At 53.8% G+C, this 21,584-nt stretch carries 17 protein-coding genes and 2 pseudogenes; 5 read left to right on the top strand and 14 right to left on the bottom strand.

The window, feature by feature from the left end; all coding sequences use genetic code 11:
- Positions 1 to 1,125: 1,125 nt before the first annotated feature.
- Complete coding sequence (locus OVO38_RS06430; RefSeq protein WP_267208025.1) at positions 1,126 to 1,746, top strand: response regulator; 621 nt, start codon at positions 1,126 to 1,128, stop codon at positions 1,744 to 1,746.
- A gap of 736 nt (positions 1,747 to 2,482) precedes the next feature.
- Here OVO38_RS06430 and OVO38_RS06425 read toward each other — a convergent pair.
- A pseudogene (locus tag OVO38_RS06425) lies at positions 2,483 to 2,743 on the bottom strand (integrase core domain-containing protein); the annotation flags it as partial.
- Positions 2,744 to 2,888: 145 nt separating this feature from the next.
- On the opposite strand from OVO38_RS06425, the gene OVO38_RS06420 reads away from it, so the two are divergent.
- On the top strand, positions 2,889 to 3,398 hold the full coding sequence (locus OVO38_RS06420) for a hypothetical protein (RefSeq protein ID WP_267208024.1): 510 nt from the start codon (positions 2,889 to 2,891) through the stop codon (positions 3,396 to 3,398).
- Between the two features lie 39 nt (positions 3,399 to 3,437).
- Here OVO38_RS06420 and OVO38_RS06415 read toward each other — a convergent pair whose 3' ends face one another.
- The 11 genes from OVO38_RS06415 to OVO38_RS12480 all read right to left on the bottom strand — a co-directional run bounded on the left by OVO38_RS06415 (position 3,438) and on the right by OVO38_RS12480 (position 13,596).
- Positions 3,438 to 4,199 carry a hypothetical protein gene (locus tag OVO38_RS06415; RefSeq protein WP_267208023.1) on the bottom strand — a complete coding sequence of 254 codons (762 nt, stop codon included), beginning with the start codon at positions 4,197 to 4,199 and terminating at the stop codon, positions 3,438 to 3,440.
- Between the two features lie 110 nt (positions 4,200 to 4,309).
- Positions 4,310 to 4,639: a hypothetical protein gene (locus tag OVO38_RS06410; RefSeq protein WP_267208022.1), complete on the bottom strand. Its 330-nt coding sequence runs from the start codon at positions 4,637 to 4,639 to the stop codon at positions 4,310 to 4,312.
- Between the two features lie 101 nt (positions 4,640 to 4,740).
- The gene (locus OVO38_RS06405; RefSeq protein ID WP_267208021.1) at positions 4,741 to 4,926 is read right to left on the bottom strand and encodes a hypothetical protein; all 186 of its coding nucleotides are present in this window, start codon (positions 4,924 to 4,926) and stop codon (positions 4,741 to 4,743) included.
- Between the two features lie 222 nt (positions 4,927 to 5,148).
- Positions 5,149 to 5,433, bottom strand: coding sequence for an IS3 family transposase (locus OVO38_RS06400; protein ID WP_267208020.1), 285 nt, complete (start codon positions 5,431 to 5,433; stop codon positions 5,149 to 5,151).
- Positions 5,433 to 5,654: a transposase gene (locus OVO38_RS06395; protein WP_267208019.1), complete on the bottom strand. Its 222-nt coding sequence runs from the start codon at positions 5,652 to 5,654 to the stop codon at positions 5,433 to 5,435. Before OVO38_RS06395 ends, OVO38_RS06400 begins: the two co-directional genes overlap by 1 nt.
- Before the next feature lie 209 nt (positions 5,655 to 5,863).
- Positions 5,864 to 7,600 carry a hypothetical protein gene (locus tag OVO38_RS06390; protein ID WP_267208018.1) on the bottom strand — a complete coding sequence of 579 codons (1,737 nt, stop codon included), beginning with the start codon at positions 7,598 to 7,600 and terminating at the stop codon, positions 5,864 to 5,866.
- Between the two features lies 1 nt (position 7,601).
- A complete protein-coding gene (locus OVO38_RS06385; RefSeq protein ID WP_267208017.1) occupies positions 7,602 to 8,240 on the bottom strand; it encodes an ATP-binding cassette domain-containing protein in 639 nt (212 codons plus the stop codon).
- A 97-nt stretch (positions 8,241 to 8,337) separates the two neighbouring features.
- On the bottom strand, positions 8,338 to 9,717 hold the full coding sequence (locus OVO38_RS06380) for an ATP-binding cassette domain-containing protein (RefSeq protein ID WP_267208016.1): 1,380 nt from the start codon (positions 9,715 to 9,717) through the stop codon (positions 8,338 to 8,340).
- A 281-nt stretch (positions 9,718 to 9,998) separates the two neighbouring features.
- Positions 9,999 to 12,470: a protein kinase domain-containing protein gene (locus OVO38_RS06375; RefSeq protein ID WP_267208015.1), complete on the bottom strand. Its 2,472-nt coding sequence runs from the start codon at positions 12,468 to 12,470 to the stop codon at positions 9,999 to 10,001.
- Positions 12,471 to 12,473: 3 nt separating this feature from the next.
- Positions 12,474 to 13,292, bottom strand: coding sequence for a trypsin-like serine protease (locus OVO38_RS12485; RefSeq protein ID WP_416358579.1), 819 nt, complete (start codon positions 13,290 to 13,292; stop codon positions 12,474 to 12,476).
- Positions 13,293 to 13,458: 166 nt separating this feature from the next.
- Complete coding sequence (locus tag OVO38_RS12480) at positions 13,459 to 13,596, bottom strand: SapB/AmfS family lanthipeptide (RefSeq protein WP_416358578.1); 138 nt, start codon at positions 13,594 to 13,596, stop codon at positions 13,459 to 13,461.
- Between the two features lie 210 nt (positions 13,597 to 13,806).
- Here OVO38_RS12480 and OVO38_RS06370 point away from each other — a divergent pair.
- Positions 13,807 to 15,014: pseudogene (locus OVO38_RS06370) on the top strand (IS110 family transposase).
- A 179-nt stretch (positions 15,015 to 15,193) separates the two neighbouring features.
- On the opposite strand, the gene OVO38_RS06365 reads toward OVO38_RS06370, so the two are convergent.
- On the bottom strand, positions 15,194 to 17,074 hold the full coding sequence (locus tag OVO38_RS06365; RefSeq protein WP_267208014.1) for a hypothetical protein: 1,881 nt from the start codon (positions 17,072 to 17,074) through the stop codon (positions 15,194 to 15,196).
- 1,124 nt (positions 17,075 to 18,198) lie between these two features.
- Here OVO38_RS06365 and OVO38_RS12475 point away from each other — a divergent pair.
- A complete protein-coding gene (locus OVO38_RS12475; RefSeq protein WP_416358577.1) occupies positions 18,199 to 18,549 on the top strand; it encodes a LuxR C-terminal-related transcriptional regulator in 351 nt (116 codons plus the stop codon).
- Between the two features lie 44 nt (positions 18,550 to 18,593).
- On the opposite strand, the gene OVO38_RS06360 is transcribed toward OVO38_RS12475, so the two are convergent.
- Entirely contained in the window at positions 18,594 to 20,420 is a 1,827-nt protein-coding gene (locus OVO38_RS06360; RefSeq protein WP_267208013.1) for a phosphoenolpyruvate carboxykinase (GTP), read from the bottom strand.
- A gap of 383 nt (positions 20,421 to 20,803) precedes the next feature.
- On the opposite strand from OVO38_RS06360, the gene trmB reads away from it, so the two are divergent.
- Positions 20,804 to 21,583 carry a tRNA (guanosine(46)-N7)-methyltransferase TrmB gene (gene trmB, locus OVO38_RS06355; protein ID WP_095536024.1) on the top strand — a complete coding sequence of 260 codons (780 nt, stop codon included), beginning with the start codon at positions 20,804 to 20,806 and terminating at the stop codon, positions 21,581 to 21,583.
- Position 21,584 lies beyond the last annotated feature (1 nt).

Raw genomic sequence — 21,584 nt, 5'->3', positions numbered from 1 at the left:
CAGGATTCCAGACGGACCATCTCTAGGACTTGATGGATCGCCTTCTCCTTGAATTCGGCGGAATACTTTCTGGGCATAGTGCCAATCCTTCCTTAGCAGAGGTAGGAACTAAACCCAGGACGCTTCAGTCCCCTACGGGAACAGCGATTCTGCTTGGTTTTCCGATACTGGGCGTTGTCGCTGCCCAGCGAGCTTTCTGGTTTCCCCTTTCCTACGCGGTTCTTTTTTGGCTTGTTGGCTTCTACTCGTTCGAGGAACAGCGATTCTACTTCGACCCCTATGCCGCCACTGTCGCCACTGTCCTCTTAGTAATCGCGTTCCTGTGCGGCTGGTGGATACGGCACGAGCTGGCTCGAAAATATGTCGATCGTTCATGGGTGCATGCCAAACAAAATGAGCTCATTATGCTGGCTCACAATACGATTGCAGCCGATCTCACATCTCTCGTCGTAAGGATAGAAGCGCTCAGACTACGCCGCCCGGAATTGAGTCAAGAGTTAGAACCATGCGCGGAAACAGCCCGGCAGACGATTGAAGACGTGAGAGCTTTAATAGAAGCCCTCCAACTATCCTCTGATACTCCAAACCAACGCGCTACTTTTCCAGCCCCACTCAGCTCTTTACGCGCTGCTGACCTCTCGCTACGGTCTCACGGTTTTAATACATCTTGCGTTTTCGAGCTACCCCGGTACACATTCTCGGAGGAGGTATGCCAAGTTGTGTCAGAATGTACCGCGGAGATCGTCACAAACATTCTCAAACACGGTGATCCGAAAACTCCCGTCACTATTTACGCTGGCGTCCGGGACCACAACGTACGACTGATATTCAACAACGCGATCTCTGATACCCCTACCACAAGGAATTCTCTGAAACTCGGCCTGCGGCATCTACATAATCTTTGCGCATCTGTCGGCGGAAATATCAATTACCAATCATCTAACAAGAGGTGGTCAGTGCAAATCTCGCTACCTCTTCCCGAGAAAGGATCTGACCATTGATAGACATTCTTGTACATTACCTCGCTGGAGGCATAACCCCAATGGAATCGTTCGACCGATTCTTTGGCTGTAGAGACGGCTTCCGTGGCTTCTGGTGCAAATGAAGCCTCTCAGCATCCTGCTTGTGGATGATGATCCCCACATCCAGGAGTACTTTCCACTGTATTTCTCCACAGCTAATGATCTCAATGTTGTGGGAGTCGTCGCCAACGGACGAGATGCGATTGATTGGCTCAGTACCAACAAATGCGACATCGTTTTGTCGGATCTACAAATGCCTGATATCGGGGGTATCGAGCTTCTCCGCTGGTTGAAAACACTAGACAAGCCACCAGTTTTTGTGGCAATCACAGCATTCGACACTGATCGCAACCTGATCACATGCCTAACGGAAGGGGCCGCAGGATATGTTATCAAGAGCCAACGCCCTGAAGAGATCATGAGGGCTGTCCGCGCCGCAGCTCACGGCAACGTGGCCATCGCAATGAAAAGCTCTGAACGAATGCTGCGCATGTTGCGCGCACAGGTCACACAGGATGCTAAGCAACACCTGAAGGATATAGATATGTCTGAAGAGGAGCGTGCGATCGTCCTGATGATTAGCAAGGGTTATACCAATTCGCAGATTGCACAGCGCCTCAACTACGCAGAAATCACCATCAAGAAGAAGGTATCTGCTCTCCTTCGGGAATACGGAATGCAGAACAGAGCAGAGCTAGCGACACTTGCTGCGAAATTTGCGTAACAAAAGGCCCGCCAATTGGCGGGCCTTTCCTCATGCGCGGGGGGAGGCGGTGGAAAAGATGGTCAAGGTCGCAGTCGCGAAAATGGCAGCCCTTTTCATTGCAAACGCCGATTTCATCATCGAGCTTCCCCTTTACTTAGTTGAGATACCGGGAACAAATTCATTGTGTACCTCTACCTTTTTCACCACACGGGAATCGTCACACCTCCCTAATCTGGAGACAAAGGTATCCCCCCCCAGCTAGGGGTAGGCCCGTATTACGGGAGGATCAAAGCGACTTCCCATAGGTGAGAATTGGCCTTCACTACTACCTGCCCCCCATGCTCGAGGCCGCTCGCTCTATTCCCGGCAAGCCCATTCCGGTAGTCATATACGAGCACCTTCTTTCTTTGGCAATAGAGTTGACAAAGATTATGCGCCTCGCCCCCTGAGAATTTTTCAAAGCCACTATCACATTCGATTCTGGCTCCGCATATTTAACTATATTTGTGAATATCTCAAGAAGTATTTGCTTAACCATATTTAATTGTTGGGGATTAAGTTTGGATCCTCCCTCTTCTATCTCTAGCTCGGGCCCGGCCCCCGGAAAGTAGACACCATGGGGTGGTGAAATTATGGGGCTTACTCTAGCGCATTATTACGCGGCGAGCACTTCGTACTCTGTGGGGGTGAGATACTTGCACCAGGAGTTGGGGTTGCCCGCAAATGGTGGACACGTAGTGGAGCTACCTCATAGTTAGGCAGCTGTTTCTTCTTCGTTGGTGGTCTGGGTGATGTGGTGCTCGAAGTCGGCGGGGCTGAGCATCCCGAGTGCGGAGTGGCGCCGGCGACGGTTGTAGACCACTTCAATCCAGCGCGTGACACCCGTGCGTGCAGCATCACGGGTAGGCCAGTGTTGCCGGTCATAAAATTCGGTCTTCAGCGTCGACCAGAACGATTCAGCCATCGCGTTGTCGAAACACACGCCAGTGCGCCCAACGGACTGGGCAATGCCCAGGCTGTTGCGACCGGCTATTTGGTAGCAGTGTCGTGACTATCCGGTAGCGCTTCAGTGAGTTTCTGGTAGCAGCTCAGGGCGCTCGGGATGATACTTCCGGTAGCCGCACCACTCGGGTGCGGCGTGTACTGGAAGGAGTCCGCTTATGACGGATTGCCGTGCGGTGATGACGCTGCTGATAAAGAAGCGTTCTTACCGCCAGATTGAAGACCAGCTCGGGTGCTCGCATCGCGCGATTTCCCGGGCGAACCAAGCGCTGCAAAGCCTTGGCTTGACCACTGTTGAGCAGGTCGCGGCGCTGACGAATGACGAGCTGGACGAGATATTCGTTGATAAACGCACCAGCGGGCAAGGCGAATTCGTCCCGATTGACTTTGACACGGTCGTCAAAGCACGCACAGGGCGTACGAAGCAAACGCTGCAAGTATTGTGGGCTCGCTACACCACCACTGCCGCCCAGCCGGGCCAGCGCCATTACAGCTACTACCGATTCCGCCAGCTGGTTGCCTCCTGTCAGATGCGGCAGAAACTAGCGGCGATCTCTTCCGGGGTAAACGCGAAAATTTTGCTGAAATGGCTCCGCACTCACTTCAACTACCCCTCCCCCGACATCCCGGATTTAAAGGTCCCAATTTGGAGTTGCCAGCACCAGTAGTAAACTTTCCGGGTAAACCGGATTCGTAAGAAGAGAAGATCAAATCACAGTACTTCCGCTTGTATACGAATTAGTTTTGCGGTGTTCGAAATCGTTACGGGCTACCAGTATCGGCATAAGAGCCCTTAATTCATCGTATGCTCGACTTGAGCGGTAGTCATCTACAACATTTCCGCCGATACCTTTAGGGTCGTCACTTTCGATTACAATTACGCCGGCTTTTTCTCGCCCCACCTGAAGACGCAAAGCGGCCAAGCTTCGCGCTCTCAAGCGGAACTGTTTTGCAACTTCCGTAGGAATGGAGTGACGTTCGCTCACCTCGTCAACCCACTGATCTTTCTGGGCCGGTAGGTCAGTCTCGACGCCCCAACCAGTTTCCCACGCACGACTAATGAGTCCCTGGTCATCCGGATAGGACTTTCTCCCAAAATCTCGAAATCGGGGGTTCGTCGAGCGTCTTCCCAGCGGAATAAAAACTCGGTCCGTAGGGTCATGCGCGTAAATAGTGATCCGCACGCATTTACCACTCGAAAGCTTGGTGTTTCCGCCCGAAGTTAATCCTAACTCTTCGGTAAGCTCTTCTATTAGGTCGTCAAGCCGACGATCTAGTGTGGCTAAAACTTTTTGGGCTAGCTCGAGCTGCTCGTCTCGCTCTATTAGAGTCTTTTCTCGTCGTCCCTCAAGATACACTCCCCAAACAGCCAGACCCATCGCAGTGCAAATCAGGGTCGCGTCTGTACGAATCGCGAACTGCTCGGGCAGGAATCCAAAAGTCTCGTGCAGCCTGGAATTCCCCACCATAACGGTGAACCACGCTGGGACTTGAGCCCCAACCATTACAACACGAGGAAGATATTCTGATATCCGATCGATGCGTCTAGCAATCGATAACACACGATCTGACGACATTGCTAAGCAGGGGCGAGAAGGTTAGTGCCGGTAGAGAGATCGTCCTGCTGAAGTTCGGGAATCAACCGCGTTAGTAAGCCGAATATTTCCGAGGTTGCACCTGCAGCTTCGGCAAATTTCTTAATCCGAAGATACAAATGCAATTCCAGATTGCCAGTTCTGGAATCGACACAAACGTCACCTTTAATCAGCGCAGAATGGGACACCTCCGCGAGGGCTCTTCCAAACTGATTCGCCAGACTGACGCTGTCTATTGAAGGATCGACGATGATAACCACTGACGACTTAACAGTTTTCACCGTTTCAACGGCATTCCACTTCCGCTTCTTCACTAGTCCACCTCCAAACGTTCCCCCATTATCTTAACCCACCCACACGAGACAAACCGCATCCGACACCGCTACCGGATACTCACTCAGGCGCTACCAGATACTCACCACACCGCTACCATTTCAATCTTCTGAACACCCAGGCGGCGGCAGACGTCCCAGAGCTGCTCGCTTGTAAACTGTGCGCCACGGTCGGCGTGAAACACCAGCCCATCAGGAATGTCACCGCGCAGCGTGTGCGCCATCCGCAAGGCCCGTTCGACCAGGGAAGTATCTTGCACACTATCCATAACACACTATCCATAGCCCAGCCCAGCACACGGCGGGAATGGCCATCGCGGACCGCGCACAAGTACAACCAGCCTTCATCGGTGCGCAGGTAGGTAATATCCGACATCCACACCCGATTCAGCTCACCGGCATCAAACATGCGCTTGACCAGGTCAGGAAGCGTGGACTTACGCTTGGATTGAATTGTGGTCACCGGGACAAACGCCCGCGGTGAAATCCCTTCAATGCCCCATCAGGCGCATCCGTTTAGCCACAGTCTTACGGTTAAGCGCAATGCGGTAGCGCTCGGCAAGCTCTGCGGTGATCCGCGGAGCACCATAGACCTCATCGGAGTCTTTCCAAATCCGGTGAATCTTGCGGTCAACATCATCGTAAAATGCTGCACGATCATCGTCGCCGGATAGTCGCTTCTGCTGCGTATGGGCCCATTTGTAGTATCCAGACCGAGACACTTTTAAAAGCCGTGCCATGCGTTTGATGCTGTAGTTTGCCTTCTCTCGCCACATTAGTTCGAACTTTTCTGCTCGCGTTGCTTTGCGGCGAAGAAGGCTGTCGCTTTTGACAAAAACTCGTTATCCATCTTGGCTTCAGCCAGCTCACGGCGCAGGCGCGCATTCTCAGCTCGAAGGTCCGCCTCGCTCATCCCATCGGCAGCACCGCGTCGCTCGCGTTCATTTTTGACCCACTTGCCTAAAAGTCCCGGGGCGACACCGATCTCTCGGGCCACTTGGGCGATCGGGCGCTACGACTCAATCACGAGATTCGCGGCTTCACGCCGATACTCCGGCGTGTACTTCTTGCGTTTTTGGCTCACAATGAACATCCTCTCCTACGGACACAACATCCGTACAAGTTGGGTGTACACTAAACGAGGGTAATCTCATTCTTCTTCGCTCTTACCCAATTTTCTTCGGTAATAGTAGCGGATTATGTGAGTTACACTGCTCCATTGATCGCGAGCTTCTTGGAATGAGGAAAGAACACGGTGGCGCTGGTAGCTAGGAACACAACCCCGAACAGGATCCACAACCCCAGCGGCATGAACGGTGTCCACGCTCCAACTCTGCCCGTGGTGACGATGTGGGCAACGGTGGTCAGCCACAAGCCTGCCGCCACAGCCGCGAGAGTGGCCGTCAGGTAAGGAAACAGTACCGCCCAAAACGCGGTGGCCTGGATACCCGATCGGGTCTTGCCCAGCAGGTGCAGCGGGGAAAAGAAGCGCTGCAGGCTCGAGCGTTTACCGATCGTGGCGACGACGAGGATGACGCAGATTGCCAACAACGCGTAGGCGGCCAGAGGGATGAAACCGGCGGTGCCGTCACCACTGGGGCCGTAGAACAGTTGTGTATCCTTCCCGGATCCTTCCGCCCACTTTTTCGCCGACATCACCGAGTAACCCTCGGGGGCCTGTGCGGAGGAGTCGGTGACAACGAGAGCCCAGTCAGGATCGACCGGGGGATTCTCCGACACCGCGGCAGAAAGCTGCATGTAGTCGAGATGGAAGGGATCTTCCTTGGCCGGGGCCTCGGCCCCGGAGAGGAACTCGTCGATAGCCTGAAGATTTGACCCGGCGATCGTGTAATCGTTGGCGACCTCGTGCGAGGCGGACTCGGAACCCGAATAAGTGATATCCGAGGGCTGCCAGTAGACAACCCCGTGGCAGGAGTCTCCGATCTGGGCGCACACCTTCTCCGCGTCCCCCGGAGCCAAAAGGCGAGCATCGCCGGTGACGATGACGGGAGCTTCGCTGACGTTTTGGGTCGTGTAATAGGCCCCGGCATCCAGCGAGGAAATAGCCCAGCTGAACCCGGCGAGGGGGATGGCCACCAATGCAGCCGCCAACCCTGCCCGGGACAGTGTACCCGTGGCGGCAATGGAGCGAATCCCCACCGCAGGGGCGGTCCATCCGACGGTGCGACTGAGCACCGAGGAGATGGCACGGGATGCAAATCGGCTCAACGGTCCCGCCATGACCGCCGCGAGGACCGGGGTTGTCAGCACCATGACGGCCACCGCCATGCTCGACCCGCCTGCGGCAATCAGCGACACGCCGCAGATGATGTTGAGTGCCGCGACGACGATACCGGCAATTCTCCCGGCTTTCTTCACTGCCGCGTTGCTTGCGCCTGCGGTGCTGGTCTGACCCACAACCCGGTCGAGGCGGATCGTACCGACCCCCGCCAGGTAGATAAGGCCGAGGACGATAAGTGCCGTACCCAGCACAGGCAGGGGCGCACCCCACACATCGGGCAGCTCTTTTCCCATGCCCAGGAACAGTAGGTTCAAGAAGGATCGGAGGATAACACGCCCGAGCACCACCGCCGACACACTGGCCACACCCGCCAAGGCCAGCGCCTGCAGAAGGAAATGTCGCTGGAAAAATCCGCTCGAAACGCCTAGGTTCTTCATCGCCAGCACCGTTGCCCGATGGTCGCTGATGAAGTTCTGATGCGCCAGACGCACCCCGATGATGGTGGGAAAGATCGCGATCAAACTGGCATTGACCATGCCCTGTTTGAGATCGGAACTGCCACCGGAGGAAAACGCGACGTACAGGATGGTTCCGACAAGCGCTCCGACTATGACGGCGGTTGCCACCAAGCCGCCGATGTAGGGGCGGACAGTGGTCTTGAGCTCTCTGCGGTACGCGGCCGTGGGGTTGAGGGACTGCATGTCACTTCCCCATTTCCAGCAGTGTGTGTGCTGCGCCGCCGAACAGCTCCCGGTGGGAGCAGTACACGACGATCGCGCCACTGGTAGCCGCGTTGCGCATAAGCGATTCAACGACGGCGATGTTGTTCTCATCGAGGGCGCTGACCGGCTCATCCATCAACAACACGTCCGGCTGGGAGGATAATGCCTGGGCAATCGCCACACGCTGACGCTGCCCTCCAGAGAGCTCACCCGGGTAGACACCGGCATAATCCGCCATGCCCACATCCCCCAGCAGATCCACCTGCTGCTGCGAGTTGAGGCCGCGGCCGGCGACATTAACAGCCAAGGCCAGGTTCTCCTGGCATGTCAGACTTTCAAGCAGCGTCGGCGCTTGGGGCGCGTAACCAACATGCTGAGCTCGCCAGTGTGAAGTCTTGTTACCCGACCAACGGTCAGCCCGTTGACCATCAATGACGACCTCGCCCGACTGAGGGGTGCGCAGACCCGCTAAAAGATCCAGCACCGTCGATTTGCCGCTCCCCGACGGGCCACGGACAACGTATATCCCGGGCGTATTCAGAGTCAGGGAGACAGAATCGAGAATCAGGGGAGCGTACCTGGTGTATCTAAATGAAAGGTCTTTCCAGGTGATTTCCATCTAAGTATCCTCTTACTTTCCGTGTTTCCAACATCTATTGGCCATCTTGGTTACACATATCAAAGTCACCCCGGTAAAAACGTAGTTAAATCGATACCTAGCCATGAGTAGAAAGCTCCACCAACTGATCTGCCATATCTTTGACCCGCTTATCATGCGTAATAAGTATCCAAGTACGGTCGTAACGATACTCGTTCAGATAGCAAAGGAATTGCTCCACTAGTTGGTCGTTCAACCCATTAGTGGGCTCATCTAAAATCACCCCGGGTTTTTCTTGAGAAATGGCCCCGAAAATGGAAAGCCGTTTTGCTTCCCCTCCAGAAAAATCTGACCCGAAAAAACTTCTTCCTTCAAGTCGCGGGATTAAATGAGTCAATTTCAGTGCTGAAATACTGTCGACAATGGGGATTTGATGATCCTGGGAAGCGGTAACCGCAGACTCGAATAGCCCTTCCGCAAACCCAGGATTTTGAGCAGCATAACCAAAACGCTCTCTAAGCGCCCGAGGGTCTAATTCTAAACCGTTTTCATCGAGAACGGATCCACGGCTAGGCACGTCTAGGCCAGCAAGAATACGCCCAAGAGTGGTCTTACCGGTCCCAGAATGACCCGAGATCGCCAAAATGCCGCAAGGAGGAACCTCAAAAGAAGTGGAGCGAAGAAGCTCATCGTCGCGGAGAGCGTCCCGTTTTTCAAGGTCTACTACCCTAATGCACCCACGATCCACTGCACCTAGTTCTTTAAAGTGATCGAGGTTCTCCTGAGAAAGGTTCTGCAACCGAAGAATGCGCCCCACCAACGTAGATGTGTATTGCCAGTCGAATGATGCTCCCGCCGCGGATTGAACTGGACCCACAATCATGGAGGAGTAGAGGAACACTTCAAGTATTTGGCTTAACTGCAGTTCACCTCGCGGGTATAGAACTACTGCGGCGACGCACGCCATTGCCGGGGCAGTCAGACCGAAAAAGAATTCCGCAAATGCCCCATATTTGGACTTAGTTAAAAGAAGCCGTTTTGAACGTCCATATAAACGCCCAATAGATTGATTCACTCCAGATGCAGCCGCCGCCGTGCGGGATCCTGCACGGCTTCTCACTTCGTCATAATGACTGATGTATTCATATTGGTTATGAGAAAAATCCTGATTAGCTGCAACGGCCGTTGCCCCATCTCTTTTGATAGGCCCTAAGCCTCGAGTGATTGAAAAGCATCCAAGTAGAAGCATGCAGATCGCTACAAATATGAGAGGCTCACTCAAGCCCAGGAAATATACCACCACTCCCCCTATCAAAGTTAAATCCCTAGCGCCTTGAATTACCGGCCTGACCACTCCATTAACCGCATTCGGGATCTCAACGACGCTTATCACGGGATAAAGCGGTTTTACAGCCTCTAATGAAGAACCCACCTGAGAAGAATTAATCTTAGAGAATACTTCTTCCCTTAACGCAGAAGATTTCCGCAGTTGAAACATCTGTTGGAATATTTGCCCAGCGATTGACAAAAGGATGTGGGAGATTACCGCTATCGCGAACAATTCTGCTGCACCTGTCCGCTGGGAGGAATCTGGGCTAATTATCCGCGATAGGAGCATTGGCTGCGCTAACTGCAACAATGATGCAAAAACTACAATTAGACCCAGTCCAAGAAGCTGAATGAGGCCCCTTCTTCCCAAAACTGCTATACCCATCTTAAAAGGGGAAGACAAGGGCAGATCAATGGATGATCCCGATCGTCCAGTCAGTAAGCCCATGACTACCGCCCCAAAAGTGTGGTAGGGAGAAAGTCAACAGGGCCCGTCGGAATAATTGAATCCGCCCATATAATCCCCGCAGAGCCATTCAAAAAACTTGAACTAATATTTCGCGGGTCCTTCCCGATGACGACAGCTCCGCCATTTAGCACACCACTAGAAATAGTGATCTCGCGATCATACGATTCGGGTGAGGGCCCAGGAAGCCCTAGGTATTTTCGTCGTTTGGCCAAAAGCTTTAATCCCGCCGCTCCTTTGATTAAAGAAGGGAGGGCAAAGATCCCTGGAAGAAGCGTTTCCAATATCTTTTCATCAATTTCTTCGCGGTTTATCGCAAATCCAGCATCCCGCATACTGTCGCGAGCCCAGATGACACCAGCAGAACCTACCCCAAGGTAAGGGAGAAATTTCCCGCCTGTTGTCACCTGAAGATTTCCCCTGGGGTCTTCCTTCAGCTCTTCCTCTTCTCGCTCAATCATTTCGTTAAGCAAAGAGGAGAGATCAAACCCCGCTAAAAAATTCTTCGCCGCTAATACAGCACAAACGGTTCCAGACCACCCGTACAACAAACCCGGCGCATAGGACCGCGCTGTGGTCGAGTTCCTCACAAGATCTTGTAGATACGAAACTATACTTTCCTTCAAAACAGAGAAGTGCGGAATCGAATTACTTCCCAGATGCAGAGCTATAGCCTCCAGAGCTATTAGCCAACCGCCCACCCCATCCGCAACACTGGCATCCCGCACTGTCCCGCTTTTTAATTCGTTCACCAAACTAGAAATAAAGGCGTGAATAAACGACTCTTCCAATTCTTTCTCTAGAACTAGAGAGGTCACTGCATAGCCAGATGAACCAGACCAGAGGGATAGCTTCTCGGGGGGGACGCTTTTCTCAACCCAAACCCTTTCCCCTTCTTCATCAGGGTGCCCCACCAGCCGAAGCGAACAGAGATAACTACCAAAACCATCGCCGAACGCCAGCGGGTTAGCCCGGATATCTTCAACAGCAAACCTGGTTGAGCCTCCCCACTTATTCAATTTTTCAATTCCTTGCCGAAGAACCCCACCCGTAGTGGTGGACGAAGGAGACGTAAAAGGTGATTTAGAAAGAGCTCGCTCTTGCTCGAAATGGACATACTTTTCGAAGAGACGGAGGCCATTTTTACCGAGAAGAAACTCGACATAACTTGGAAAAAGAAGAATATTTTCGGGGAAAATATCCAGAATCGGACCATGCGCAGACAATGCGAAGGCCACGATACGGCTCAACGAAAAGAGGTCGACTTCCCTGCCTTTAAGAGCTTCCGGGGCTGAGAACCCTGGGGTGAAAATATTTCGTGGAGTATCTATGTCGTCGACGCTTGATTCCCAATCAACGATAAATACAGAACCTTCTCTGCCTACTAAAATATTGTCAGGAGAGAGGTCATAATGAAACACCCCCGCTTCGTGGGCCTGTTCCAAAATTATGGACACCTGTAAGAATATGTCCTCTAGCTTTGCAATATAATCATTTCTTTCAATCTGGTCGTAAGGACGTCCCATTTCTTTCACTATCAAAGAGTTAAGGGAATCCCCCTCCAGATATTCCATGGCAAAAAATACACTAGAGCCAGCATCGAAACTGCCGTAAAAACGCGGAACGCCGGCGACTCCATCTAGCTTTTCGAGAGTCTCCTTTTCACGGAAAAATCTGTCGACGGTGTCCCTCCCGTACTGATCTAGTTCACTGTGTCTTCTTCCTTCTTTGACGAAAGATCTTTTCCCCAAGTAATCAGCCGCAAAGATTAAACCCCGAGAGGAATTTCGCAGCGGTAGTACGCTGCCAAAAGGCAAAATAACATCTTTAGATCTATGATCTTCGATCACGTGCTCTATCCACCGAGAACGAGGTGCCCAGGATGGCAACTCGAACGTAGCTTTCCGCTCAACCCATTCCACCTCCCCACTAGGCGAGCGCAGGTATTCTTGCCGGTAGCCCGTCGCCGGATTAATGCTTTCCTGCAATACGAAGGTCCCGTAGCGTAGATGGACAACAGAATTCCCTACCCGGATATCCGTTAGGATCCGGGGGCCTGTAAAATCTTTTGTGAGGGTGACGAGATCTAAACTGACTTTCTCGACATCTTCCAGTGTGCTTGGGTAAATAGTGATAAATTTTCCAAAAAGTTGACCTTCTGCACGCCGGGAGTTTCGCTCTTCAAGCTCTTTTTCCGACCGGATGTGTTTGAAAGGAATCTCCGCTTCGAAAAGGTATTTCTTTACTACAGGCAGCATTTCTGCACTTGCCCCCAAATCACAGGACAAGTGTATCTTCCAACCTTGCGTAGGGATATTCGCCGACGGGACTATATAGTTTAACCAGTCCCCTTTTTCTACCAGGACGAAGGTATCTGGTGCGAAAGAATCAAACCGAGATGATTCAATGTCATCGTGTTTATTTTCACCTAAAACAAACACATCTCTATCCAACATATTTTACCAGGCCTTTTTAGTGCTACTTAAGAGGTTAGGCTCAGATGACTCGCTGCTCACCTCGCGCCTTTGGGGCGGGCCACTAAAACGCTTTAATACTTCTTTAGTCTCAGTAGACGCCAAATCAATATACGATTCAGCCCCAAACTTTCCTGGTTCACCTGTGCACTCGTGGTCCACTTCACCCGCCGTATGAACACCGACCAATTCACCTCTATACAGGATTGGACCGCCCGAATCCCCTCGGCAAGAACTAATTCGAGTAGTAGTTGAGGTGGCGAATAGGTGGCGGAACGACCACCCTTCAACCGTCTCCAAATGATCAAGACGCCCCATTAACTTGCTGGGAACCGCTCGCGGGATCACCGTATCCTCACCAAATCCCAGTAAAACTACTTCCTCTTCCAATTGGGGAAAGGAGTCAGCTCCCGAGAGGGGAACGGCCCCCAATTCGTGCTTCGTTCGCAAAAACGCGATGTCTCTATCAGGTGAAATAACTTCTACCTGGTCTACTACATCTCTCCTTCCCCCTCTCCCCTCCAAGAAGTAGGTTGAATCAGTCCGAGGGAAGCAATGCTGACTCGTCACCCATACCGCGTTGCCTACATACGAAGCAGTGCAAAGTTGTTGGGCCTGATCCTCCCCAGGAGAGATTACCCAGAGAGATCCAAGGCTTGCCGACAAATCTGCGGACAACCCAGTATTGTCCCCTGGTGCTGATCCCCCAGACTCCGCCCTAGCCTCAACAGGGCACAGTCCACACCCCAGTAGAGCAGCACTGGCCCACGTCGCTACCAGTCTTTTAAAGAGCGAATCTTTCACTTCATTTCCCTAGAACCTAGTATCTTCATTAATAAAGATACTTAATTTCATAATATGCAATAAATTATATTTATTTGGGCAATTTTATGCGAACGTGAGGATCTGCAATAAATATTGCAGATCCTCACGTTCCCGCATTTCCCGCAAAATCTTGGGAAGAGCCACATTAGTTATTGCCGCAGTATGCGATACTAATGTTGGACTGACGGTTGGACCCGCAAGCAGTGGCGGAAAGGCGGCTCTGGGCCTCCGTTCCCAGCTGCGGAACATCGTTAGAAATTTCCTGCAGTTCGTAGAATGACATTTTTCACCTCCTTAACATCTAGGGCTAAGGCTAACAGTCCCGCTAGGCTTCAGCTCAATATTTTTTATATACTTTCGTATAAAGAATATTCACTAATGAGACCTGCTAGCACTACATAATGACGGACCCCAGTGCAAGTATGTCCGACCAACCCCAGCGATGAAGCATAAATAATCCAACTTCTCATTTATCGCTAGGAGGCAAACACCCATGGCCTATGACTTCGTCATTGGCGTGGACGTCGACAAATATTTCCACCACGCCTGCGTCTTCGATTCCCAAGGCAGACAAGTCCTGTCCAAACGCATCAACCAGTATGAAGGCTCACTACGCAAGCTCTTCGGCAAATTCCTCACCGACAACGCTTCAATCCTGGTCATTGTCGATCAACCCAACAACATCGGCCGGTTAACCGTCGTAGTCGCCCAAGACATGGGGATCGACGTTCGCTATCTACCGGGGCTTGCGATGCGGCAGCTCTCTCGCATCCACGTCGGCAACTCCAAAACCGATGTGCGCGACGCCTACGTCATCGCCCATGCCGGTCTTAAACTTCCGGATGCCCTGCGCAGCGTCGACCGCGTTGAAGAAGTCTTTACCCAGCTGAAAGTACTCAACGGTATTGACGAAGATCTCGCCCGGGCCTACACACGCCTGATTAACCAGATGCGATCCGCGCTCGTAGGAACCTATCCTGCATTCGAACATGTTCTGCGCGGACAGATGATTCATCGCAAGTGGATCCTCCACCTACTTGCGAAATACGGCGGCCCCACCAAGATTCGACGCGTCGGTAAAGCACGTCTGGCAGCCTTTGCGCGCAGTCACAGAGCGCGCAATCCTGAGCCTGTCACCGATGCCATGCTTGCTGCCATCCACGGGCAAACCGTATCCATTGCCGGGGCAGAATACGCCGAACTTGGCGTAGCAATGTCCGCCAAAGACGCATTGGCCAAACTCGAGCATCGTAAAGAAATCGAGGCGCAGGTACTCAAACTCATCCAGGACATTCCTCACACCGAGATTCTCTTATCCATGCCCGGCATCGACCCTCGTAGCGCCGCGCAGATCCTCATGCCGTTGGCGATCTGTCCGACTTCCCCGATGCAGCGCACCTAGCGTCCTATGCAGGCCTATCACCGCGGACGAATCAGTCGGGAACGTCCATTATGTCGAATTTGCCCAACCGGGCTGGCAACAAAAAATTAAAGAACGCCCTATGGCAATCGTCTTTTGCATCGATCAGATTCCACGAGCGTTCCCGACAATTCTATGAACGAAAACGCAAAGAAGGCAAAAGACACAACGCCGCAGTTGTCGCACTCGCACGCCGACGCCTAAACGTTCTGTTCGCCATGATGCGTAGCGGCGAGCTCTACCGAGACATCTCCACAGTCCAAGAGGCCACAGCAGCTTAGAACCAACAGCCCCCATCCAAGCCGATTGAGCAGCAAGCCCAATCGGCTCCTCGAGATGCCCGAAAACAACATTCACACAGCGAAGCAGAAGCCCTTCATACCCCCAACAACCTCACCCACGGAGTTGACAACCTATATAGGAACACCCCCGTGAAAACCTCTACCTAGGCCTCTAAACATTAGGGAGCTTCATCTGTGTACTCAAGAACTCGGTACTCACTCGCATCTTGTTCCCCTAGCAATTTGGGGCTAGACCTCCCGTCCCTTCCCCACTCGTCGATTTGTTTACGAATCTTCTCCGTATAGCTTTCAAGGGCAAGCTGGAAATTAGCGGGTTGCTTTTTATCTAGAATAGAAACAACTTCGAGGCTGAAATCAATAATCTCCGCACTAAGTGGTGCTAGCGACGTCTCAGCCGTATTTTCTGTTCGCGCTGAGTGCACAGTTTGATTACGGTAGTGCGCCATTCTGGTGAGAGCCCACTCTAATTTTTCCGTAATTTCAACGACATAAGCTTGAATAGAATCCCCAGTTCTTAATCTCTTGGCTGCTTCTTTGAATCTCCAGTGTGCCAAAGGAGAAAGGCTCGGCTTTAGATCTTCAGCTTCTACAGTGGACCCGAGAAGATATTGATGAAAATCAAACAAGTCTAGACCTCGAAGCTCTCGAAGCTCATGACTTTTATGGTCGCTCGAATAAGTGTCTTGCATATTCTGGATCTCGACCCTTAGCATCGTTCTACAATATGAAACTATGCCCCGCGATGCAGCGCGGGAGCCCAGCAAAGCAATGTTGGTGATTACCTTCCCCTGCGCATTCGAGCTGCCTGAGAAGAAACTTTCAAGAGCAATCCACGCAAAAAGCACGCTGACAGTTTTCGATCGTTCTGTTTTAAGGCGCGAAGCAAAACGAAGCGAATTCGAAATCGCAGAGTATGAGTCTAGCACCATGGGTTCGAGTTGTTCATGGACCCTAGTGTCACCATTGTTATTAAATTGCTTGCCTGTTAGCAGATCAAGCACTAAAACTTTACGCTTCACGCCGATGCGCTTACCTCGATTTGCTACATTTACAAGATCAACAATTTGATCTGCCATAACCAAGGCCTTTTCGCGTGCACCATCTTGGTCCCAAGCTCTCACCTTGACCACCATAATCACGCAACGAAACGCCTTTGCCTGTGCCCTTTTCGCCCTAGGCTTTTTAATCTTCCCCCAGTGTTGTTCGCAAAACTTTTTAAGCTTTCCTTCGTCGGCCTGTGAAAACCATTGTTCTTTTCCCTTCCTGAGAGTTTTTACACTGCCTTGGATCTCTCTTGGGAGTTTAGCCAAATTAATATTGCTAATTCCGTCCAAAACGACAGTGACCTCATAATCTCGTTGTTTCTCCCGCAACAACTGAATCAGTATTGTTAAAAAGTCCTGCGGTTTGATCACCAAAAACTTCTCAAAACTCTTGCTAAAGGTCTCTAAAGTTTTCCGTGGCGTACGGCCCGCGTCCACCAAATTCCTCGAGATTGCGATAAGCGCACGGTCGATATGCTTATACTGCTTCGCCTCCTCGTAGCGACTATTGATCGCTCGTTTCAACTTTTCGAAGGCACACTTTATATATTCCGAACCCATTTCTAGAAGAGACTGCTCAAGATACTGCTCGAGCGTATCTGTCTGATCTAATATAAATTCGGTCCGCCTATTGATCTCATTATTTTTTGATTTGGGGATTGCGTCAAGCTCTTTTAAGAACCCGGCTAAATGGGTCTTTAGTTTTTGCGTTGACTCAAAGTTTTCCTGAATAAGAGAATCAGTCTTAAGTAATTTGTGAGTTCTTCGCAGGCAAGCAATCAAATGATAATTTACAAAACTCGGCTTGTCTTGGTACATCTGCAGCAAGTCTAAAGCTTCTCTCACAGATTCCTGTGGCGAAATCGACAAATGCACCGAATAAAAGAAAGGCGTCGTAGAGTCTAAAAGTTCTACAAACCGTTGAATCGCAAACCCGGTTTTCCTGGTTTCACTCTTAGCAACCAAGCCCAAAACCTCTAAAGAGCTTGCCTTCAAGCTAAGTCCTTCCCGCTACATGACTTGAGGGCCCCCACCAACCAGGAAGAAGCCCTCAAGTTGCGTGCTTGCACGCTTAATCTTTAGTAGCAATAACCCGACTTCTCCGAAGCGGACCATTACCTCTGATGCTCCCAATGATAATCCGCCGAACTTCAGACTGCAAGACGAACACACCACTGTTCTTCATCACTGATGGACGCGGAACTCTGGAGTGCTTCTCCCGTTTTAGTTAAAGTTCAAATAGACGTCTTCGTCCTTCTAGCTTGTTCAAGCTTTGCGTACTTTCAGGACCCCCATTAGCCACCGAAACCCAGTCAGAAACACGAGTTCCACAAACCACCAATATAGGCACTCGGCGGGCTCATCGTTCGCTTTATCCCCTTGTTGACAGAGCCGGCGAGCGTCCTGCTGAACATATGCGCCACGGAAGCGTCCCATTACCCTAGCCAACCCAATATCACCGGCGCGGACGAGGAGCTCTTCTTCCGCGACGTTGCCCGCCGTCAGCTTGCGGACGTCCTCTCCCCCCCACCCCGTCATCCTCACCCACCAAACCCTTTACATCGTCCCCACCGCCACAACGGGCATTCCCCTCCTGCTCGTTGCCACCATCCTCATCGGGAGCATCGCAACGCTCGAGGCGCGTCGCGCCGACTGTCTCACCCCCGCCACTACACTGCACCTAGTGTGGAGCATCGGAATGGCGCCTTTGTTGCCGGTAGCGGGGTAGGCAGCGGCCCGCCAACTAGTCTTGACACACCCAAGCTATGTCCTACGAGTACCACGGACTCTGGGTTGGAGCGCTGGATAATTGCGGCGAGAGCCAGGGCAGTCTTATTTACACGGTTAACTGCAACCGTCCATGGGTTCTTGACCAGATCCACAACACCTAGCACCAGAAAAAGCTGAGGCAGCCTTCAGCAGCTCATTAGTATCGCGCAGTTCTTGATTTTCACGGCGTAGCCTCGCGTTTTCGGCGACCAAATCGTCAGGCACAGGTTCTGGAGCGTTTCCCGAACGGCGGGCAGGCTTAAGTCCATTGACGAGCTGTGTGCCTTGAAACCCCCATCTTTGGGGCTACTGCCTGGCACGCGGCCTGCATCGACATATTTTCCACCAAGATGCGGTCTTCCACGAGACGGACCACGCGGTCCTTCGCATCCTGGTCAAATTTTCTCGGCATATTCCAGATATTCCCATCTCCTCAAGCGGAACAAACCTGGGGCGTTTCAGCCACAAGGCATGCAATCAAGAGTCAACGCCCAGCTGAGATCATCGAGGCAATTGCCCCTGTTGCTAACGGCAACGTGACGATCGCAAAACAAAACTCTGAGGGGACAACCAACCGCCAAATCGCAACGCGGCTCAACTACGCAGAAATCACCATCAAGAAGAAGGTCTCTGCTCTCCTCCGGGAATACGGAATGCAGAACAGAGCAGAGCTAGCGACACTTGCTGCGAAATTTGCGTAACAAAAGGCCCGCCAATTGGCGGGCCTTTCATCATGCGCGGGGGGCTAGCTGCGCGCTGCCTTCACGCGCTCGGAAAGCTGATCGAGCTGGTCGAAGAGCTCCTTCGGCACGCGGGAGCCAAGGCCCTCGAGGTACTCGCGGCCGTCCGCCACGTCGTGAGCCCACAGCTCCGGGTCCGGGTAGAGCGCCTCCTTGACATCCTCGGCCGGGGTGTCCAGGCCGGTCAGGTCCAGGTCCTCCACCCGTGCGGTGTGGCCAACCGGGGTCTCCTCGGCCCCGACCTTGCCCTCGATGCGCTCCACGACCCACTTGAGCACGCGGGAGTTCTCGCCGAAGCCCGGCCACAGGAAGCGGCCGTCCTCGCCGCGACGGAACCAGTTGACCAGGAAGATGGACGGCAGACGGTCGCCACCGCGCTCGCCCATGTCCAGCCAGTTCTGGAAGTAGTCGCCCACGTTGTAGCCGATAAACGGCAGCATCGCCATCGGGTCGTGGCGCAGGGAACCCACCTTTGCTTCCGCAGAGGCAGCGGTCTGGCCTGAGGAGAGCATCGCGCCGATGAGGGTGCCGTGCTCCCAGCTCAGTGCCTGGGTGACCAGCGGGACGGTGTCCGGGCGACGGCCACCGAACAGGATTGCGTCCAGCTTCACACCGCGCCAGTCGTCGAACTCCGGTGCAGCGGTCGGGCACTGCTTGATCGGTACGCAGTAGCGGGAGTTCGGGTGCGCCGCCTTCTCGGCGGAGTCCGGGGTCCAGTCGTTGCCACGCCAGTCGATGAGGTGGGCCGGCGGTTCGCCGTCCATGTCCTCCCACCACACGTCGCCATCATCAGTGAGCGCAACGTTGGTGAACAGGGTGTTGCCCGGCTCCATAGAGCGCATCGCGTTCGGGTTGGACTTGTAGTTTGTGCCCGGCGCAACGCCGAAGAAACCGTTCTCCGGGTTCACGGCGTACAGGCCGTCCTCCTTGAGGTGCAGCCACGCAATGTCGTCGCCCACGACCTCGGAGGTCCAGCCTTCCAGCGTCGGGGTAAGCATGGCCAGGTTGGTCTTGCCACAGGCGGACGGGAATGCTGCCGCGACGTGGTAGTTCTTGCCCTCCGGGCTGGTGAGCTTGAGGATGAGCATGTGCTCGGCCATCCAGCCCTCTTCACGCGCCATGACGGAGGCGATACGCAGGGCGTAGCACTTCTTGGCCAGGATGGCGTTTCCGCCGTAGCCGGAACCGTAGGACCAGATCTCCTTGGTCTCCGGGAACTGGGAGATGTACTTGGTGTCGTTGCACGGCCATGCAACATCTTCCTGGCCCGGCTCGAGCGGAGCGCCGACGGAGTGGAGGCAGTGGACGAACTTGTCGCCCTCAATCTTGTCCAGGGCCTCCTGGCCCATGCGGGTCATGATGCGCATGGACATGACCACGTAGGCGGAGTCGGTGAGTTGGACGCCGAGCTTCGGGTCCGGATCACTAATCGGGCCCATGCAGAAGGGCACCACGTACATGGTGCGGCCCTTCATGGAACCGGAGAAGTGCTCGAGCATCTCTTCTTTGAGCGCGGCCGGCTTCATCCAGTTGTTGGTCGGGCCGGCGCCCTCCTCTTCTTCGGTAGAGATAAAGGTGCGGGACTCCACGCGGGCAACGTCGGAGGGGTTGGAGCGAGCCAGGAAGGAGTTCGGGCGCTTCTCCTCGTTCAGCTTGAGCAGGGTGCCCTTCTCTACCAGCTCTGCGGCCAGGCGGTCCCACTCCTCCTGGGAGCCGTCGGCGAAGACCACTTTGTCGGGCTGGAACAGCTCGACCGACTCGTTTACCCAGGCGATAAGTGCTTCATTGTCCGTCGGAGCCGTACCCTCCAAACGGTTCACTGCAGTGGTCATGTGCTCTCCTTCATAGTTCATGTCCGCTTTGCGTCCCCGCACAGATCCTCGGGATTTCCAGCGTATCTGAATCGCGGGTGCGCCGGATAAAATCCACGTTTTCCCAGGTAGAACGCTACACCCTGAAGTGACGTACACCATACATTCGCGTGCGGATTTGGGGCCACCACCTCCCCGTTTGGGGGTATACGTCCGCCGCAAAACAAGCCCGAAACAGCGCGTCACACTGGGCAAACGGGGGACCGCGCGGGGGTCAAACGGGCACTGTTGCCCGACCTGCGTGGCGCCTCCCCCTGGAATGGGGTGACAAGGGGGCGTCGATAAGCGTACGAAAGCCCCCTCACAAACTTGCGTCACCGCACGTCATGTGGACAATAAACACAATGAATAACGCTGATTTTTCCCAAACTCCCCGCGAGGGGACTGGCGAGCTGCCCGCCGGGCGCCCGCTGCAAACTGACTTTGGCACCGGGCTGGACTACCCGCGGCTCGGCTCGGTGACCTTCCGCCGCGGCACGCTCACGGAGAACCAGGAGGCCCTGTTCAACGAGCACTGGCCGCGCCTCGGCCGTGTGCTCACGAACGAGACGGACGGGCACATTGACGTGGACGAGTGGTTCGGGCGCGCGGGCCACCCCACGATCGTGGAGATCGGCTCGGGCACCGGCACCTCCACCGCCGCGATGGCGCCGCTCGAGGCGGACACCAACGTCATCGCGGTAGAGCTGTACAAGCCCGGCTTGGCCAAGCTGCTCGGCGCGGTCGTGCGCGGCGGGATCGAGAACGTCCGCATGGTGCGCGGCGACGGCGTGGAGGTGCTGGCCCGCATGTTCCCGGAAGCCTCGCTCGACGGCGTACGCGTCTTCTTTCCAGACCCGTGGCCCAAGGCGCGCCACCACAAGCGGCGCATCATCCAATCGGGCACGCTCAACCTGATCGCCACCCGCCTCAAGCCCGGCGGCGTGCTGCACGTGGCCACCGACCACGCCGACTACGCCGAGTGGATCGACGAGCTGGTGGATGTGGAGCCGCTGCTGGAGTACAAGGGCTGGCCGTGGCCAGACGCCCCGCTGCTGACGGACCGCCAGGTGATTACTAAGTTTGAGGGCAAGGGCCTGAACAAGGACCACGTGATCCGCGAGTACCTCTGGGAGAGGAAGTAAC

Source organism: Corynebacterium sp. Marseille-P8863 (assembly GCF_946902955.1).
In the GTDB taxonomy this organism is placed as follows: Bacteria; Actinomycetota; Actinomycetes; order Mycobacteriales; family Mycobacteriaceae; genus Corynebacterium; species Corynebacterium gottingense.
This window is presented reverse-complemented; position numbering and strand designations above follow the sequence as displayed.

Bases quoted from the DNA above. Each gene is read 5' to 3' on its own strand.
- OVO38_RS06420 (WP_267208024.1), top strand. From the start codon at position 2,889: ATGACGGATTGCCGTGCGGTGATGACGCTGCTGATAAAGAAGCGTTCT.
- OVO38_RS06415 (WP_267208023.1), bottom strand. From the start codon at position 4,199: ATGGTGGGGAATTCCAGGCTGCACGAGACTTTTGGATTCCTGCCCGAG.
- OVO38_RS06405 (WP_267208021.1), bottom strand. From the start codon at position 4,926: ATGGATAGTGTGCAAGATACTTCCCTGGTCGAACGGGCCTTGCGGATG.
- OVO38_RS06400 (WP_267208020.1), bottom strand. From the start codon at position 5,433: ATGTGGCGAGAGAAGGCAAACTACAGCATCAAACGCATGGCACGGCTT.
- OVO38_RS06390 (WP_267208018.1), bottom strand. From the start codon at position 7,600: ATGCAGTCCCTCAACCCCACGGCCGCGTACCGCAGAGAGCTCAAGACC.
- OVO38_RS06385 (WP_267208017.1), bottom strand. From the start codon at position 8,240: ATGGAAATCACCTGGAAAGACCTTTCATTTAGATACACCAGGTACGCT.
- OVO38_RS06380 (WP_267208016.1), bottom strand. From the start codon at position 9,717: ATGTTTCAACTGCGGAAATCTTCTGCGTTAAGGGAAGAAGTATTCTCT.
- OVO38_RS06375 (WP_267208015.1), bottom strand. From the start codon at position 12,470: ATGTTGGATAGAGATGTGTTTGTTTTAGGTGAAAATAAACACGATGAC.
- OVO38_RS12480 (WP_416358578.1), bottom strand. From the start codon at position 13,596: ATGTCATTCTACGAACTGCAGGAAATTTCTAACGATGTTCCGCAGCTG.
- OVO38_RS12475 (WP_416358577.1), top strand. From the start codon at position 18,199: ATGCGGTCTTCCACGAGACGGACCACGCGGTCCTTCGCATCCTGGTCA.
- OVO38_RS06360 (WP_267208013.1), bottom strand. From the start codon at position 20,420: ATGACCACTGCAGTGAACCGTTTGGAGGGTACGGCTCCGACGGACAAT.
- trmB (WP_095536024.1), top strand. From the start codon at position 20,804: ATGAATAACGCTGATTTTTCCCAAACTCCCCGCGAGGGGACTGGCGAG.